This is a genomic window from Stenotrophomonas sp. YJH_SMC_82, from assembly GCF_059368875.1.
Genome location: NZ_JCAFSE010000002.1, coordinates 770,840 through 786,556, shown reverse-complemented (window position 1 = coordinate 786,556; position 15,717 = coordinate 770,840). Strand labels below are relative to the sequence as shown.

The window sequence follows — 15,717 nt, the reverse complement described above, 5'->3', positions numbered from 1 at the left end:
TTACCCCATGGACATCTGGAACTGGGTCGAAAAACTGCAGGGCGACCTGCGCCAGGCCGGCCAGGCGCAGAACGCGCACCTGCTGAACCGCCTCGCCGACGAGGTCAGTGAACTGCAGATCGACCGTGTCGATGCACTGCTGCCCGAAGCACGCGCACTGGGCAAGGCGCTCGACAACCCCTGGGTCGACGTCTACGTCGGCCACTGGGCGCTGCGCAACCGCGTCGGCAACCGTGTTGAAGGCGAGAGCGCACTTGGCGAAGCCGTTGCGCTGTTCGAGCGGGCACACCGCGAAGACACCCTGGAATGCCCGCAGTCGATCTGCGTGACCCAGGACCTGGCCGCCTGCTACGGCAACATCGATGGCCCGGGCTGGGTGCCCGAGCGCATCGAGGTGTGCGACGAGACCCTCGGCCGCATCGATCCCAGCTGGGCCTGCTTCCAGTGCCTGAGCTGCGAGAAAGCCGATGCGCTGCTCGACGATGGCCGTGGCCAGGAGGCGCTGGATTACCTGCAGGCGCAGGCCGACGCCGTGGAGGCCTGTGGCAAGGAAGTGTTCGACAGCTTCCCGGAGATGCAGATCAAGATCCTGCTCGCTGTCGGCCGCGCCGACGAGGCACTGGCGCTGATCGAGAAGCGCGAAGCCGAAGTGGCCGCCTCCGGGGAGTATGAGCCGGCCAACTGCACGGTGCCGCGCCGCTTGTCCAAGGCATGGGCGTTGGCCCAGCTGGGCCGCGACGAAGAAGCGCTGCAGCAGTTGGTGCCGTGGAGCGAGCTGACCCCGAACTACTGGCGGCTGTGGGCGAACACCGCCGCAGCGCTGTGCCAGCGTGACCCTGCGCGCAATACGTGGGACCTGGGCACGCGCTTCAACACGATCATCGAGCACTTCGCCCGGGTCGGATCGCATCGCCTGCTGATCGAAGTGGCAGCGCTGAGCCTGGAGCTTGCCCTGCAGCGTGGTGCGCGCTGGGTGGCACTGCGCCAGCTGGAACTGGCGCGTACCCATCTGGCGCAGCTGCGCCAGGACCGGGGGGCGGCAGCGCTGGTGGCCGGCCTGGCGGCACGCATCGATGCATTGCCGGATGTCGCACCGCTGCCGGTGCCGGCCGGCGAGCTGCTGGCATGGCTGGACGCGCAGGGTGAACAGAACCAGGCGCGCGACCCCGAGCGCGAGGCGCAGTGGTTGCTGCAGGCGCAGGCGCAGCTGCCCGATGACGAGGCCTTGGCCGAGATGGCCGCCTCGGCGCTGAGCGCCTGCGGCGCGCAGGCCGAGGCGCGAGCGCTGTTGTGGCGGTTCGTACGCAGCCATGCGCAGAACGATGGTCCCGCAGCCTACACGCTGATGCGCTGGCTGGCCGAGCAGGGGGACGACGACGGCCTGCGCCAGCTGGCCGAGGTCTACCGCAGCAGCGTGCCGGTGTTCGCGCACTGGTGCGACGTGCAGCGCGCACGCCGGGTGTCCGACTGGCCGGCGCTGGAGCAGGCGGCCCGATCGCTTCTGGAGCTGTCTCCGGGCTCGCACGGCGCGCGCGGCACGCTGGCGCGCATGTACATGGAAACCGGCCGCTTCAGCGAGGCCCAGGCCTGCTATGCGCAGTTGGTGGAGCTGCTGGACGAGCCGAACGCCGCGCATTGGGACCACATGAGTGCGGCCAGCGCGGCGCGCGACTGGGACGCGGTGCGCCGCTCGGCCGCGGCGATTGGCATGGAGCTGTCCAGCCACGAGGGCGTGGTCGAGGAACCGTGGGGCTGGGTGATCATCCGCAGCGAAGAGAACGGCGAGCCGATGGAGTACTACGCCCGCCGCAGCGGACCGGTGACCGCGCGCATCGTCGAGAATGCGCCGTCCAACCGCGCCCAGCAGGTGGGCGACTGGGTGGTGTTCGATGCCGCACTGGTGCATCCGGCACCCGAGGAGGAGGAAGCGCGCGAGCATTTCATCCCGACCTATGCGCAGGTGCATGTGCTGGAGCGCGGCGGCTTCGCCCGCAGCTGGATGATCGATGGCGCGCACCCGGGCGAAGAGGCGTGGAATGCCTTCGTCGAGGCGGCCGAAGCGCAGGGTTGGAAGGTGTGGTCGCACAGCCGCCCGGACTACACCGTCACCGACCCCGATAGGGAGGAGGGCACGCTGCCCGGCCTGCTGTTCACCGTCGCCCAGCCGCAGGACCATGCGCCGCTGGCGCTGCACCGCTTCCTCCAGCAGCACACCGCGACGTGGCCGCATCCGCATTGCTGGCTGCGCCTGGCTGAAGCCTGTGACCAGGACCGCCAGCCGCATCTGGACGTGATCGAGCGTTACGGGTTGTAAGCTGCACGCTCCTGTAGAGCCGAGCCTGCGCTCGGCCCACGCGGAAAGCAGCCGAGCATGGGCTCGGCTCTACAACGGATCATCATCACCCCCAGGGAATGGAATACATGCGAAAGACAGGGATGTTCGTGATCGCCGGGCTGCTGCTGGCCCCCACCGTGCAGGCCGCACCGGCCTGCCAGGAACCCATGGCCGTTGCCCGTGCCTTCTTCGAAGCCACGACCGACAATGGTGACCTGCTGGAGCCACCGCCCGCGCTGGTCAGCCCGGCGTTCGGCAAGGCACTGCGTGGCGAGCGTGCCTGCCAGCAGCGCGAAGAGGGCATCTGCACGATCGATTCCGACCCGTGGCTGGATGCGCAGGACGGCGACATTGAAACCCCGGTGCGTTACCGCTGGAAAGAGGCCTCGGCCACTGCCGGCCAGGTCGAGATGCGCTATGCGGTATGGAAGAAGGCCTACGTGACCCGTCTGCCGATGGTGCGCCAGGGCCAGGGCTGCTGGCAGGTCGATGACATCCTCACCAACAGCGGCCGTTCGGTGCGGAAGATCCTGGCGCAGCCGGTGCCCTGACCGGCGGCAGCATCCACGCAGGGTGCGGTCCAGTTGCCGGCCAGCGGCCGGCACTACCAGGTGATGTTGGGTGGGTGCCGACCGTTGGTCGGCATGCCTTTATCGCGAATGCCCGAACACCAGTTCGATCACGAACTGGCTGCCGAAGAACGCCAGCAGCAGCAACAGCATTGCCGCCAGCGTCCAGTGCACCGCCTTCATGCCGCGCCAGCCGTAACGACGGCGTCCGACCAGCAGCACGCCGAACACGATCCACGACAGCACGCTCAGCACGGTCTTGTGCACCAGCTTCTGCGCCAGCAGGTCGTCGACGAACAGCACGCCGGTGACCAGGGTCAGGGTCAGCAGCGCGAAGCCGACCGTGATCACCCGGAACAGCAGCGATTCCAGGTCGGCCAGCGGTGGCAGCGCGCGCAGCCACGGGCGGAACTCACGGCGGCGCAGCGCGCGTTCCTGCAGCCACAGCATGATCGCCAGCAGCGCGGCGATGCTCAGCGTGGCGTAGGCCAGCAGCGCCAGCCAGGCATGGCTGGCCAGGCGCCAGCCCAGCACCTTGCTCGGCTCGTGGCCGTAGCCGTGATAGGCCAGAAGCAGTACCGCGGCCAGTGGGAACACCACCACGCCCAGCGCCGACATGCGGCCGCGCGCGCCCACCAGCGAGGTCAGCCAGGCCATGCCCAGGCCGACCAGCGACAGCGCGGCGAAGAAGTGCATGTCCGGCCCGCCGTTGGTGCGCATCGCCACCATCACGTGGTAACCGCCATGCAGCAGCATCGCTGGCAGGGCCGGCCACAGCCAGGTGGGGGAGCCGGTGCTTTCATCGCGGCCGAGCGCGCGCACCAGCAGGGCACTGGCAGCCAGGTAGAGCAGGACGGCGATGAGAACGATTGTCATCGTTGCAGTTTCGCATACCCCTGTGATGCTGGCGACGGCCCGGTGGTCGCAGTCCGGGCGGACAGCCGGACCCGTTATACTGTCTGCCTTATTGTCCCCCGCTTTCAGACAGGTTGCGCCGCATGTTCGAGTCCCTGACCCAGCGCCTTTCCGGCACCATCGAGCGCCTGCGTGGCCGCGGCCGCCTGACCGAGGAGAACATCCGCGAGGCGACCCGCGAAGTACGCATCGCGCTGCTCGAAGCCGACGTCGCGCTGCCGGTGGTGCAGGCCCTGATCGAGCGCATCAAGGTGCGCGCGGTTGGCCAGGAAGTGCTGAAGTCGCTGACCCCGGGCCAGGCCCTGATCAAGGTCGTGCGCGACGAGCTGACCGCGGTGATGGGTGCCGAGGCCAGCGACCTGAACCTCAATGTGCCCGCTCCGGCGATCATCCTGATGGCGGGCCTGCAGGGCGCCGGCAAGACCACCACGGTGGGCAAGCTGGCCAAGCACCTGAAGGAAAAGCGCAAGAAGAAGGTGATGGTGGTCTCGGCCGACGTCTACCGTCCGGCCGCGATCGAGCAGCTGAAGACCCTGGCCGAGCAGGTGGGCGTGCTGTTCTTCCCGTCCAGCGCCGACCAGAAGCCGGAAGCCATCGTCCGCGCCGCCATCGACGATGCCCGCAAGTCGTTCGTCGACGTACTGCTGGTCGATACCGCCGGCCGCCTGGCCATCGACGAAGCGATGATGGCCGAGATCAAGGCCCTGCACGCTGCCGTGAACCCGGCCGAAACCCTGTTCGTGGTCGACGCCATGACCGGCCAGGACGCGGCCAACACCGCCAAGGCCTTCGGTGATGCGCTGCCGCTGACCGGCGTGGTGCTGACCAAGACCGACGGTGACGCCCGTGGCGGTGCCGCGCTGAGCGTGCGCTACATCACCGGCAAGCCGATCAAGTTCGTCGGTGTCAGCGAAAAGCCGGAAGGCCTGGACGTGTTCCATCCGGACCGCATCGCCAGCCGCATCCTCGACATGGGCGACGTGCTGTCGCTGGTCGAGCAGGTGGAGCAGCAGGTCGACAAGGACAAGGCCGCCAAGCTGGCCGAGAAGGTCGCGAAGGGAAAGAAGTTCGACCTGAACGACATGCGCGACCAGCTGGAGCAGATGCAGAACATGGGCGGCATCGGCGGCCTGATGGACAAGCTGCCGGGCCTGGGCAACATCCCCGACCACCTGAAGCAGCAGGTCAGCCAGGGCAAGGAAGTGCCGCGCATGATCGCCATCATCAGCTCGATGACCAAGAAGGAACGGCGCAACCCGAACCTGCTCAACGGCTCGCGCCGCGCGCGCATCGCCAAGGGTTCGGGCGTGACCCCGGCCGACGTCAACAAGCTGATGAAGCAGTACATGCAGATGGAAAAGATGATGAGCAAGATGGCCGGCGGTGGCATGAAGGGCATGTTGCGCAGCATGAAGGGCATGATGGGCGCCATGGGCGGCCGCGGCATGCCGTTCCGTTGATGACGGCCCCGTCCGCAGTGTGATGTAGCGCCCGAGCTCACGCTCGGGCGGCGGCGCGCAGCAGCAGGCTCGACGCCACCCCTGTCCCGCGCGCACCATGGTGGCCTGTCCGAAACGATGGGCCGTCATGCAGAGTTCCGCTGTAACTTCCCGCGTCGAGGCGTTCTGCCAGCGCTTTGGCGTATCCGTTCCGATCCTGCTGGCACCGATGGCCGGTGCCTGCCCCGTACCGTTGTCCGCCGCGCTGGCCAATGCCGGCAGCATGGGGGCGATGGGCGCGGTGCTGTCGTCGTCGGCCGATATCGGTCGCTGGATGGAGGACTTCCGCGCGACCTCCACCGGCCCGGCGCAGGTGAACCTGTGGCTGCCGGACCCCGCACCGAGCCGTGATGTCGCTGCCGAGGCCGCCAGCCGCGCTTTCCTCGCGCAGTGGGGCCCGGACGTGCCGGCCAGCGCCGCCGACGCCACGCCTGCCGATTTCGAAGAACAGTTCGCTGCGTTGCTTGCGGCACGCCCGGCGGTGGCGTCGACCATCATGGGTGTGCTGCTGCCGCGCCACGTGCAGCAGCTGAAGGACGCCGGCATTGCCTGGATCGCCTGCGCGACCACCTTGTCCGAAGCGCGTGCCGCACAGGACGCCGGTGCCGACGCCGTGGTGGCGCAGGGCATGGAGGCCGGTGGCCATCGCGGTGCGTTTGATCCGGCAATGGCCGAACGCCAGCTGGTCGGGCTGTTCGCGCTGTTGCCGCGCCTGGCCGATCACCTGCAGATTCCGGTGATCGCTGCCGGTGGCATCGCCGATGGCCGTGGCATTGCTGCCGCACTCACCCTGGGGGCCAGCGCCGTCCAGATCGGCACCGCCTTCCTGCGCACGCCCGAGGCGGCGATCGCGTCGGCGTGGGCCGATGGGCTGGCCGCCAGCGAACCGGAAGATACCTGGCCGACCCGCGCCTTCAGTGGTCGCCTGGGCCGTGGCCTGGCGACCGCGTATGTGCGCGCCGCTGCTGCGGAAGGCGCCCCTGCGCCGCGCCCGTACCCGGTGCAGCGCGGCCTGACAGCCCCGATGCGCAGGCAGGCGGCGCAGGAAAATCGCCTGGCGGCGATGCAGGCCTGGGCCGGGCAGTCGGCGTGGATGGCGCCTGCACAGCCGGCCGCCGACGTGCTGCGCGGCATGTGGGAACAGGCGCAGGCGCTGCTGCGATGAGGGTCACCTGCAATGGCCAGCCGGCGCAGGTGGCGGACCTGCTGCCGGCGCTGGTGAACTACGGCCACTTCACCTCGCTGCAGGTGCGTGGTGGTGCAGTGCAGGGGCTGGACCTGCATCTGGCGCGGCTGTCGCAGGCCACGCGCGAACTGTTCGGCAGCGAACTGGACACGGTGCAGGTGCAGGCGTGGATGGCGCAGGCGCTGCGGCAGGCCGGCCTGGCCGATGCCTCGCTGCGGGTGACGGTGTACTCGCGCCGCTTCGATTTCCGCAATCCGCTGGCGGCCGTGCCGGTGGACGTGCTGGTGGCAGTTTCAGCGCCGGTGGCCCTGGCCGCGCCCAAGCGCGTGCGCAGCGTGGCCTGGCAGCGCGAAATGCCGCAGATCAAGCATGTGGGCACGTTTGGCCTGTTTGCCGAGCGGCGCGCGGCGATGGCGCAAGGATTCGACGATGTGCTGTTCGTGACCGCCGATGGCGACGTGAGTGAAGGGAGCACCTGGAACCTGGCCGTGCACGATGGTGAACGGCTGCTCTGGCCGCAGGCGCCGGCCCTGCGCGGGACCGCCGAGGCGCTGTTGAAGCAGCATTGGCCGGGGGCACAGGCGACGCAGCCGTTGCGGCTGGCGGACCTGGCCGGTGTGAAGAGCGCGTTTGCCTGCAACGCCAGCGGTCTTTGGGCGCTGGACGCCATTGACGGGCATGTCCTGCCCGGCTCGCAGGCCTTGGCTGAACGGGGCAGGGCAGTGCTGGCGGCGGTGCCTTGGGACAGATTGGGGTCAGATCCCTTTTGCGGCGCAAAAGGGTTCTGACCCCGGGCGGGTTCCCCGGGGTTGGCTCGGCCGGGCTCTGCCGCTATAATCGCCCGCTTACCTCGCCATCCTGGCGACTGGGCAATAGGAAAAACACCATGGTCAAGATTCGACTGACCCGCGGCGGCGCCAAGAAGCGTCCGTTCTACCACATCATCGTCACCGACGTGCGCAGCGCGCGCGACGGCCGCAACATCGAGCGCGTTGGCTTCTACAACCCGGTTGCCCAGGGCGCCGAGAAGCGCATCGAGCTGGACCTGGCCCGCGTTGACCATTGGGTCAAGAACGGCGCCCAGCCGACCGACAAGGTCCGCAACCTGATCAAGGAAGCGACCAAGTCCCAGGCCGCTGCGGCCTGATCCTGACGGGCCACGCTTTGGCGTGGCCCTCTTGGTTGAAGCAGATGAAAGATATCGAGCGCCGCATCCTGCTGGGCAGGGTTGTCGGCGCTTTTGGTGTGCGCGGCGAAATCAAGCTCGAGTCCTGGACCGAGCCACGTTCCGCCATTTTCCGTTACCAGCCGTGGATCGTGCGCAGCCCGTCCGGCGTGGAAACCACGATTGAAGGTGTGCGTGGCCGCGACAGCGGCAAGCACCTGGTCGCCCGTTTCCCCGGCGTCGAGGACCGCGATACCGTCGAAGCGATGCACGGCACCGAGATCTACGTGGCCCGCAGTGCATTGCCGCCACCGAAGCCCGATGAGTACTACTGGGTGGACCTGGAAGGCCTGGACGTGAAGACCACCGAGGGCGTTGCCCTGGGCCAGGTCTCGCACCTGTTCAGCACCGGCGCCAACGACGTGGTGGTGGTCCGCGGTGACCGCGAGCGGATGATTCCGTTCGTGCAGCCGGACTTCGTCAAGTCGGTCGACTTCGAGGCCAACCTGGTCGTGGTCGACTGGGATCCCGAGTTCTGAGCGTGAGCATGCGTTTCGACGTCATCACCCTGTTCCCCGAGTTCCTCGCCCAGTCCGCCGGACTGGGCGTGGTCGGGCGCGCGCAGGAGAAGGGGCTGTTCAGCCTGCACGGCTGGAACCCCCGTGATTACGCCGAAGGCAACTACCGCCGCGTGGACGACCGTCCGTTCGGTGGTGGCCCGGGCATGGTGATGCTGATCGAGCCGCTGCAGGCCTGCCTGCAGGCGATCCGTGAGGCTGATCCGACCCCGGCGCGGGTGATCTACCTCAGCCCGCAGGGGGCGCCGCTGACCCAGGCCAAGGTGCGGGAACTGGCGGCGCTGCCGCGCGTGGTCCTGCTCTGCGGCCGCTACGAGGGCATCGACGAGCGTTTCCTGGAGGCCAATGTCGACGAGGAGATCTCCCTCGGCGACTACGTGCTGTCCGGGGGGGAACTGGGCGCGGCGGTGATCATCGACGCCGTGGCCCGCCTGCAGGACGGTGCCCTGAACGACGCCGAATCGGCGGCGCAGGACAGCTTCGAGGGCGACCTCGGCCTGCTCGACTGCCCGCACTACAGCCAGCCGGCCCAGCACCCGCTGGGTGACGTACCGGACGTGCTGCGCTCGGGCAACCACGCGGCCATCGCCGCCTGGCGCCGCCAGCAGTCGCTGCTCCGGACCGCCGAGCGGCGCCCGGACCTGCTGGATGAGCAGGCACTGGGCAAGGCCGACCGCAAACTGCTGGAGCAGGGCCGTCAGGCCCGGAACCAGAAGGCCAGCCCCTAGCGCAGGGTCGGCTTTATCGGCTATCATGGCCAATTCCCGTCGACCCTGGTCGGCGCGCGCAGTACCCAAAACAAACGTGCAGCACAGTCCGGTGACTGCATGAGCCTACGTTGTCGATACGACACGCCCACCCGAACAAGAATCGGTGTAACCCATGAGCAAGCTGAACAAGTCCATCGTCGCGGAATTCGAATCCGCCCAGATCACCCGTGAACTGCCGAAGTTCAGCCAGGGCGACACCGTTGTCGTCAACGTGAAGGTGAAGGAAGGCAGCCGCGAGCGCGTGCAGGCCTACGAAGGCGTCGTCATCGCCACCAAGAACGCCGGCCTGAACTCCTCGTTCACCGTCCGCAAGATCTCGCACGGCTACGGCGTCGAGCGCGTTTTCCAGACCCACAGCGCCATCATCGACTCGGTCGAAGTGAAGCGTCGTGGTAAGGTCCGCGCCGGCAAGCTGTACTACCTGCGTGGCCTGGAAGGCAAGGCTGCCCGCATCAAGGAAGACCTGGCTGCCGCTGCTGCCGCCAAGGCTGCCCGTCTGGCCGACAAGGCCTGATAAACAACTTCGGTTGTTGCCGCGACGGCCACCTTCGGGTGGCCGTTTGCGTTTCCGGCATCGCATCGGCCACGATCAGGTGATGAACGACATCAACCTTCGCTATCCGGCCGTGATCCAGTCGGCGTTGCGCTTCCTCGACGGCAAGCGACTGGCACGCGTGCAATCGGCGCCGTTGCTGCATCGCCTGCTGTGGCGCCTGGGCATCGCACTGCCGCCACCGATCCTGGCCGGCTTTGGCACCAACGCGTTGGTGCAGGGCCTGCTGTTCGGGCTGTTCTGGACCGCGCTGATGTGGCTGATGCTGTGGCAGGGCAGCGAACGTCCGCTGGTGCTGTTGCTGGTGGCCGGTCTGGTGGCCGGCGCGCTGTTCGGCCTTGTGATGGCGGCGCTGATGCGCTCGCTGCGCCGCCACCGCAAGCTGCCGGATTGGCGCCAGTTCCGGGCGCGGCAGGCGGACTGAGCCGATGGCGCACTGCGCCGTGACCGCTGGCTACGGGCCGCGCTAGGCTGCGGTTTCATCCCGATGGACATGCCGTGCGATGCCTGCCAAGCGAACCGCACCTTCCACCGCGCCCACGCTGTTGTCCGGCGGCAACCCCCGGATCGCCAAGGGCGAGGGCGATGCTCCGGTGCAGGCATACATCGCCGCCATGCCGGACTGGAAACGCCCGGTCGGCGCACAGCTGGATGCGTTGATCGAACGGGCCGTACCCGGCGTGCACAAGGCGGTGAAGTGGAACTCGCCGATGTATGCGGTGGCGCCGGGCGAAGGCTGGTTTCTCAGCTTCCATTGCTTCACCCGCTACATCAAGGTGGCGTTCTTTCGTGGCGCGGCGCTGAAGCCGATGCCGCCCGAGCCGTCCAGGAGTGCCGATACGCGCTACCTGCATATCGCACAGGATGGCGCGCTGGATGAGGCACAGTTCCTCGACTGGGTGCGCCAGGCCGCCGCGTTGCCCGGCGAGCGCATGTAAGCCCACCGTTCTGATTCCTTTCCCGACGAGAACCGCTGATGGCCACGCACGCGCCGAACCCTGACGATGCCGGAACCCCGGCGACCGAACTGATCGATGCACGCATCGCCGAGCTGGGAGACTGGCGCGGCGAAACGCTGGCACGCGTGCGTGCATTGATCCATGAAGCGCTGCCGGACGTGCAGGAAGCCTGGAAGTGGCGCGGTACACCGGTGTGGGAGCACAACGGCATCCTGTGCACCGGCGAAACCTACAAGCAGGCAGTGAAACTGACCTTCGCCAACGGTGCGGCGCTGACCGATCCCAAAGGCCTGTTCAACGCCAGCCTGGAGGGCAACACGCGGCGTGCGATCGACATCCATGAAGGTGCGATGCCGGATGCCGCTGCGTTCAAGGCGCTGCTGCGCGCAGCGGCGGCGTTCAATGCGGCGAAGAAGAAACGGTAGAGCCGGCCGCTGGCCGGCTGTTGCGCGATGCTGCTGGAGAGGTGTGAGGTTGCCGGCCAGCGGCCGGCACTACCTTGTCATTGGCCGGTCCATGAGGTTGCCGGCCGGCGGCCGGCACTACCGCAGCGGTGCGGCATCCGGGTCGGCCACCGGCGACGGCGGACAGGCCGGAATCTCCGACGGCGTCGCCAGTTCTTCGGCATGCGAGGGCTTGCCCATCATCTTCGCCTTGCGCCAGCCGCCCCAGCGGTAATACGCCAGCGACAGCAGCATCGACACCAGCGAGCTGACCGGGAAGCTCCACCAGATTGCATCGGCGCCCCAGTACGGCTGCAGCAGTTCGGCGAACGGCACGCGCACGCCCCACAGCGAGCCGGCCAGGATCAGCAGTGGCGGAATCACCGCGCCGGTGGAGCGCACCACGCCGGAGATCACGAAGCTGACGCCGAAGAACAGGAACGAGCCGATCACCACATGGTTGAGGTGGCGGGCGATGTCCAGCGCCTGGCTGGCCGGCGGCAGGAACAGCGCCAGCAGCTGGCGATCGAACACAACCAACGGCAGGATCAGCGCGCCGGTCAGCAGGAAGTTGAACAGCACGCCCTGGCGTGCGGTACCGCGCACGCGGTCCCAGCGCTGCGCACCGACGTTCTGTGCGGCCATCGAAGAACACGCCGCACCGATCGCCATCGCCGGCATCTGCAGGTAGTTCCACAGCTGCAGGGACGCGCCGTAGCCCGCGGCGGTGTCGGTGCCGTACTGGTTGACCATGGTCATCAGCAGGATCACCGACAGCGAGATCAGCACCATCTGCAGGCCCATCGGCACGCCCTTGACCACCAGCGCCTTGAGGATGGTCATGTCGAGCTTGAACAGGCGCAGGTCGGCGCGGCCCAGCCACAGGGTGTGGCGCTTGTGCCGCATGTACAGCAGCAGGCCGGCCAGCGACAGCGTCTGCGCGACCAGCGTGGCCCAGGCCGAGCCGGCGATGCCCAGCGCGGGGAAGGGCCCCATGCCGAAGATCAGTACAGGGTTCAGCACGATGTCCAGTGCCACCGATACCATCAGGAAGCGGAACGGCGTGCGCGAATCACCGGCACCGCGCAGGGCGGCGGTGAGGAAGGCGAACGCGTACAGCGTCGGCATCGCCAGGAAGATGATCTGCAGGTAGGCCTCGGCCAATGGCAGCGAGGCGGCCGGCGTGCCCATCGCCGCCAGCAGCGGATGGGCCATGAACCAACCGGCGATGGCGATGATCACCGACAGGCCGATGAAGAAGGTGGCACTGGTGCCGACCACGCGCCGCGCCTGCGCGATGTCGCGCGCGCCGATCGCCTGTCCGATCAGGATGGTCGAAGCCATGCCGAAGCCGAACACCGAGCCGATCAGGAAGAACATGATGTTGTTGGCGTTCGCGGTGGCGGTCAGTGCCGCCTCACCGAGGAAGCGCCCGACCCAGACCGCATTCACCGAACCGTTCAGCGACTGCGCGATGTTGCCTGCCAGGATCGGCAGGGAAAACAGCAGGAGATTGCGGCCGATCGGGCCGGAGGTCAGGTCAAGCGGCGCTTTGGCCATGGAGTGGTGATCGAATCCCGGGAGGCGCACACTAGCACCAAGCCGGTTTGCGGGATGTGGCAATGCATCAACGACTGCAGGTGAAGTGGAGCCTGGCGCTGGCCTTGATCAGCGTCGTACTGGCCGCATGTTCGACAGGTGACCGGCTGGGCGATACCCAGGTGCGGCCCACCGACCGGCCCGAGTGCCTGGTCGGCAGCCAGCGCCAGGATCTTTCTGCCGGCGTACCCACCCTGATCGGGGGCAGCGGCTGCCGCACCGACCCCGACAACCCGCGTCCCCTGAACAAGCGAACGGAGTAGTCCCTGCCGATGACCGAGCTTTCCCCGCTGCCGCCCAGTGTCCGCCTGGACATCTGGCTGTGGGCGGCCCGTTTCTTCAAGACCCGCAGCCTGGCCAAGCAGGCCATCGAGACCGGCAAGGTCAGCGTGGCTGGGCAGCGCCCGAAATCCTCACGCGCGGTGCGCGTCGGCGAGCAGCTGCAGGTGGATCGCGGCGAGGAGCATTTCGAGATCCAGGTGCTGGGGCTGAGCGATCAGCGCGGGCCGGCGCCGGCGGCGCAGCAGCTGTATGCCGAGAGTGAGGCCTCCAGGGCCCGCCGCGCCGAGCAGCGGGCGCTGCGCATCGCCGCACGCGATGGTTTCCAGCCGCCGGAGCACAAGCCGGACAAACGCGCACGGCGGTTGATCCGCGCGCTCGGCGATATCGACGCGTTGTAAGTTGCAGGGCGCCAGACCGGGTCCGGCGCCCCCTTGGCTCAGCGCTTGCCGCCCAGCAGGCTGCCGCCGATCTTCAGCAGATCGCCCACGCCGAGCTGGCCGTCACCGTCCTGGTCCAGCACGCTGCCAAGCAGGCCGCCGGCAAGGCCGCCCTGTTGCTGCACCTGCTGCTTTTCCTGGCCGAGGGCCTGGCTGAGCGAGCCGGCATCGGCCTGGCCACCACCAAGGCGCTGGGCGAGGAAGGCCATCACGATCGGTGCGAGGATCTGCAGCAACTGGCTGGTACGGCCGCTGTCGAGCTGGGTGGCCTGGGCCAGGCCGGTTTCCACCTTCTGCTGGCTGCCGCCGAAGATGTGGCCGAGGATGCCGGCACCGTCGCTGGCGGCGCCACCGCCACCGCCGCCCAGTACCGAGCCGAGCACGCTGCCCAGGTCCAGGCCGCTGTGGTTGTTCTGCAGTGCACCGAGCAGCGCCTGTGCGCCCTGCGGCTGCGAGGCGTTGTTGCCCAGCGCGCCCATCAGCACCGGTAGCGCGGCACTGATCGCACCGGACGCCTGAGTATCGCTGATGCCGAGCTGCTGCGATACCTGCTGCAGCGGGGCGCCCTGCAATTTGGCGAGAAGTTCGTCGGTCAGGCTCATCTGCGGAATCCTTGATTGGGGTTGGGCGTGCAGAAGGTACGACGCAGACCGTTAAAACGGCGACGCCGCCTCACGGGGAGGCGGCGTGGCGTTCACGGTGCAGGGCGATCAGAGCTCGATGTCTTCGGCGCCCGGGGTCGCGGTGGGGAAGTCCGCTTCCGGCTGGGCCGGCTTGAACGGATCCGACGGCTGGCTGGCCAGCGCCTTCAGCGCCGCGGCAACACCAGCGCCATAGGCCGGGTCGGCCTTGCTGCAGTTGTCGATGTGGCGCTGCTTGATGAAGTCCGGCGCATCGCCCAGGGCACGGGCGGTGTTGGCGAACAGTCGCTCCTTCTGTGCCTGGTTGTAGCTGCGGAACAGCGCACCGGGCTGGCTGAAGTAGTCGGCGTCGTCCTCACGGAAGTTCCAGAAGTCGGCGTCGCCCCGGATCTTCATCGGCGGTTCGCGGTACTGCGGCTGTTCCTGCCACTGGCCGTAGCTGTTGGGCTCGTAGTGCGGCAGGCCGCCGTAGTTGCCGTCCACGCGCATCGCACCGTCGCGGTGGTTGCTGTGCACCGGGCAGCGCGCCGCGTTCACCGGAATCTGGTGGTGGTTCACGCCCAGGCGGTAGCGCTGCGCATCGGAGTAGGCGAACAGGCGCGCCTGCAGCATCTTGTCCGGCGACGGGCCGATACCCGGCACCAGGTTGCTCGGCGCGAACGCTGACTGCTCCACGTCCTGGTACCAGTTGACCGGATTGCGGTTCAGTTCGAACTGGCCCACTTCGATCAGCGGGTAGTCGCTCTTCGGCCACACCTTGGTCAGGTCGAAAGGATGGATGCGGTAGGTTTCCGCCTCCAGTTCCGGCATGACCTGGATGAACAGTTTCCACTTCGGGAAGTCGCCCTTCTCGATCGCGGCGAACAGGTCGCGGCCGTGGCTTTCGCGGTCATGGCCGACCAGGATCTGCGCCTGCGCGTCGGTCAGCGATTCGATGCCCTGCTGGCTGACGAAGTGGAACTTCACCCAGAAGCGCTCGCTGTCGGCGTTGGTGAAGCTGTAGGTGTGCGAGCCGAAACCGTGCATGTGGCGGAAGCTGCGCGGAATGCCGCGGTCGCTCATCACCACGGTCACCTGCAGCAGGGCTTCGGGCAGCAGCGTCCAGAAATCCCAGTTGTTGCGTGCGCTGCGCAGGTTGGTATGCGGGTCGCGCTTGACGGCCTTGTTGAGGTCGGCGAACTTGCGCGGGTCGCGCAGGAAGAACACCGGCGTGTTGTTGCCGACCAGGTCCCAATTGCCTTCTTCGGTGTAGAACTTCAGGGCGAAGCCGCGGATGTCACGCTCGGCGTCGGCGGCGCCACGCTCGCCGGCCACCGTGGTGAAGCGGGCGAACATCTCGGTCTGCTTGCCGACCTTCTCGAACAGCTTGGCGCGGGTGTACTTGCTGATGTCGTGAGTGACGGTGAAGGTGCCGAATGCGCCCGAGCCCTTGGCGTGCATGCGGCGCTCGGGAATGATCTCGCGGTTGAGGTTGGCCAGCTTTTCCAGCAGCCACACGTCTTCCATCAGCAGCGGGCCACGCGGGCCGGCGGTCTTGCTGTTCTGGTTGTCCACCACCGGCGCGCCGAAGGCCGTGGTCATCGGCGTGACCGGTTCATCGCCGTGCTTCTGCTTCGGGGTAGTGCTCAGCTCGCGCTGCTGCTGGGCGCCTTCCGCAGGCGACGGCGCGGTGTGATACGGACATTTCGGGCTGTTGTTATCGGACTGGCTCATGGCTGGCTCCTGCGGGTGAAGACGGGATGGAACATCTTCACTCGACTTTAGCTAGGGCCAGATGAAATGAATA

The 15,717-nt window shown here is 67.7% G+C and carries 18 protein-coding genes; 14 read left to right on the top strand and 4 right to left on the bottom strand.

Annotated elements, in window-relative coordinates; genetic code table 11:
* Nucleotides 1-7: 7 nt before the first annotated feature.
* Nucleotides 8-2,314, top strand: coding sequence for a tetratricopeptide repeat protein (locus AC5P53_RS11330; protein WP_049441479.1), 2,307 nt, complete (start codon nucleotides 8-10; stop codon nucleotides 2,312-2,314).
* Nucleotides 2,315-2,421: 107 nt separating this feature from the next.
* Nucleotides 2,422-2,886, top strand: a complete 465-nt coding sequence (locus AC5P53_RS11325) for a YqhG/Tai3 family protein (protein WP_049441566.1) — start codon at nucleotides 2,422-2,424, stop codon at nucleotides 2,884-2,886.
* 99 nt (nucleotides 2,887-2,985) lie between these two features.
* Here the strand turns inward: AC5P53_RS11325 and AC5P53_RS11320 are convergent, their stop codons facing one another.
* Nucleotides 2,986-3,780 carry a cytochrome C assembly family protein gene (locus AC5P53_RS11320; protein WP_049441480.1) on the bottom strand — a complete coding sequence of 265 codons (795 nt, stop codon included), beginning with the start codon at nucleotides 3,778-3,780 and terminating at the stop codon, nucleotides 2,986-2,988.
* Between the two features lie 122 nt (nucleotides 3,781-3,902).
* Between AC5P53_RS11320 and ffh the strand changes: the two genes are divergently transcribed.
* From ffh to AC5P53_RS11270, 10 genes are all read left to right on the top strand, one after another.
* Nucleotides 3,903-5,279: a signal recognition particle protein gene (gene ffh / locus AC5P53_RS11315; protein ID WP_005408591.1), complete on the top strand. Its 1,377-nt coding sequence runs from the start codon at nucleotides 3,903-3,905 to the stop codon at nucleotides 5,277-5,279.
* Nucleotides 5,280-5,406: 127 nt separating this feature from the next.
* A complete protein-coding gene (locus tag AC5P53_RS11310) occupies nucleotides 5,407-6,483 on the top strand; it encodes an NAD(P)H-dependent flavin oxidoreductase (RefSeq protein WP_111205795.1) in 1,077 nt (358 codons plus the stop codon).
* Nucleotides 6,480-7,292, top strand: coding sequence for an aminotransferase class IV family protein (locus AC5P53_RS11305; protein ID WP_111205794.1), 813 nt, complete (start codon nucleotides 6,480-6,482; stop codon nucleotides 7,290-7,292). The genes AC5P53_RS11310 and AC5P53_RS11305 overlap by 4 nt, the downstream gene beginning before the upstream one ends.
* Before the next feature lie 98 nt (nucleotides 7,293-7,390).
* Entirely contained in the window at nucleotides 7,391-7,651 is a 261-nt protein-coding gene (rpsP, locus tag AC5P53_RS11300; protein WP_005415733.1) for a 30S ribosomal protein S16, read from the top strand.
* Between the two features lie 44 nt (nucleotides 7,652-7,695).
* The gene (rimM, locus tag AC5P53_RS11295; RefSeq protein WP_010483256.1) at nucleotides 7,696-8,208 is read left to right on the top strand and encodes a ribosome maturation factor RimM; all 513 of its coding nucleotides are present in this window, start codon (nucleotides 7,696-7,698) and stop codon (nucleotides 8,206-8,208) included.
* An 8-nt stretch (nucleotides 8,209-8,216) separates the two neighbouring features.
* On the top strand, nucleotides 8,217-8,975 hold the full coding sequence (gene trmD / locus AC5P53_RS11290; protein WP_046429552.1) for a tRNA (guanosine(37)-N1)-methyltransferase TrmD: 759 nt from the start codon (nucleotides 8,217-8,219) through the stop codon (nucleotides 8,973-8,975).
* 154 nt (nucleotides 8,976-9,129) lie between these two features.
* A complete protein-coding gene (gene rplS, locus AC5P53_RS11285; RefSeq protein WP_005415736.1) occupies nucleotides 9,130-9,531 on the top strand; it encodes a 50S ribosomal protein L19 in 402 nt (133 codons plus the stop codon).
* An 82-nt stretch (nucleotides 9,532-9,613) separates the two neighbouring features.
* Nucleotides 9,614-9,994 (top strand): DUF6404 family protein, encoded by a 381-nt coding sequence (locus tag AC5P53_RS11280; protein ID WP_069117409.1) that lies wholly within the window; start codon nucleotides 9,614-9,616, stop codon nucleotides 9,992-9,994.
* 79 nt (nucleotides 9,995-10,073) lie between these two features.
* Nucleotides 10,074-10,508, top strand: coding sequence for a DUF1801 domain-containing protein (locus AC5P53_RS11275; protein ID WP_241886614.1), 435 nt, complete (start codon nucleotides 10,074-10,076; stop codon nucleotides 10,506-10,508).
* Nucleotides 10,509-10,546: 38 nt separating this feature from the next.
* A complete protein-coding gene (locus AC5P53_RS11270; protein WP_164077109.1) occupies nucleotides 10,547-10,954 on the top strand; it encodes a DUF1801 domain-containing protein in 408 nt (135 codons plus the stop codon).
* Nucleotides 10,955-11,071: 117 nt separating this feature from the next.
* On the opposite strand, the gene AC5P53_RS11265 is transcribed toward AC5P53_RS11270, so the two are convergent.
* A complete protein-coding gene (locus AC5P53_RS11265; protein WP_197604517.1) occupies nucleotides 11,072-12,532 on the bottom strand; it encodes an MATE family efflux transporter in 1,461 nt (486 codons plus the stop codon).
* 62 nt (nucleotides 12,533-12,594) lie between these two features.
* Between AC5P53_RS11265 and AC5P53_RS11260 the strand changes: the two genes are divergently transcribed.
* Together AC5P53_RS11260 and AC5P53_RS11255 are read left to right on the top strand one after the other, a co-directional pair.
* Entirely contained in the window at nucleotides 12,595-12,834 is a 240-nt protein-coding gene (locus tag AC5P53_RS11260; protein ID WP_014646407.1) for a hypothetical protein, read from the top strand.
* Nucleotides 12,835-12,843: 9 nt separating this feature from the next.
* Nucleotides 12,844-13,251 carry an RNA-binding S4 domain-containing protein gene (locus AC5P53_RS11255; RefSeq protein ID WP_014646408.1) on the top strand — a complete coding sequence of 136 codons (408 nt, stop codon included), beginning with the start codon at nucleotides 12,844-12,846 and terminating at the stop codon, nucleotides 13,249-13,251.
* Between the two features lie 38 nt (nucleotides 13,252-13,289).
* On the opposite strand, the gene AC5P53_RS11250 is transcribed toward AC5P53_RS11255, so the two are convergent.
* Nucleotides 13,290-13,892 carry a DUF937 domain-containing protein gene (locus tag AC5P53_RS11250; RefSeq protein ID WP_014646409.1) on the bottom strand — a complete coding sequence of 201 codons (603 nt, stop codon included), beginning with the start codon at nucleotides 13,890-13,892 and terminating at the stop codon, nucleotides 13,290-13,292.
* A 108-nt stretch (nucleotides 13,893-14,000) separates the two neighbouring features.
* Nucleotides 14,001-15,644, bottom strand: a complete 1,644-nt coding sequence (locus tag AC5P53_RS11245; RefSeq protein WP_126411849.1) for a catalase — start codon at nucleotides 15,642-15,644, stop codon at nucleotides 14,001-14,003.
* Between the last annotated feature and the right edge of the window lie 73 nt (nucleotides 15,645-15,717).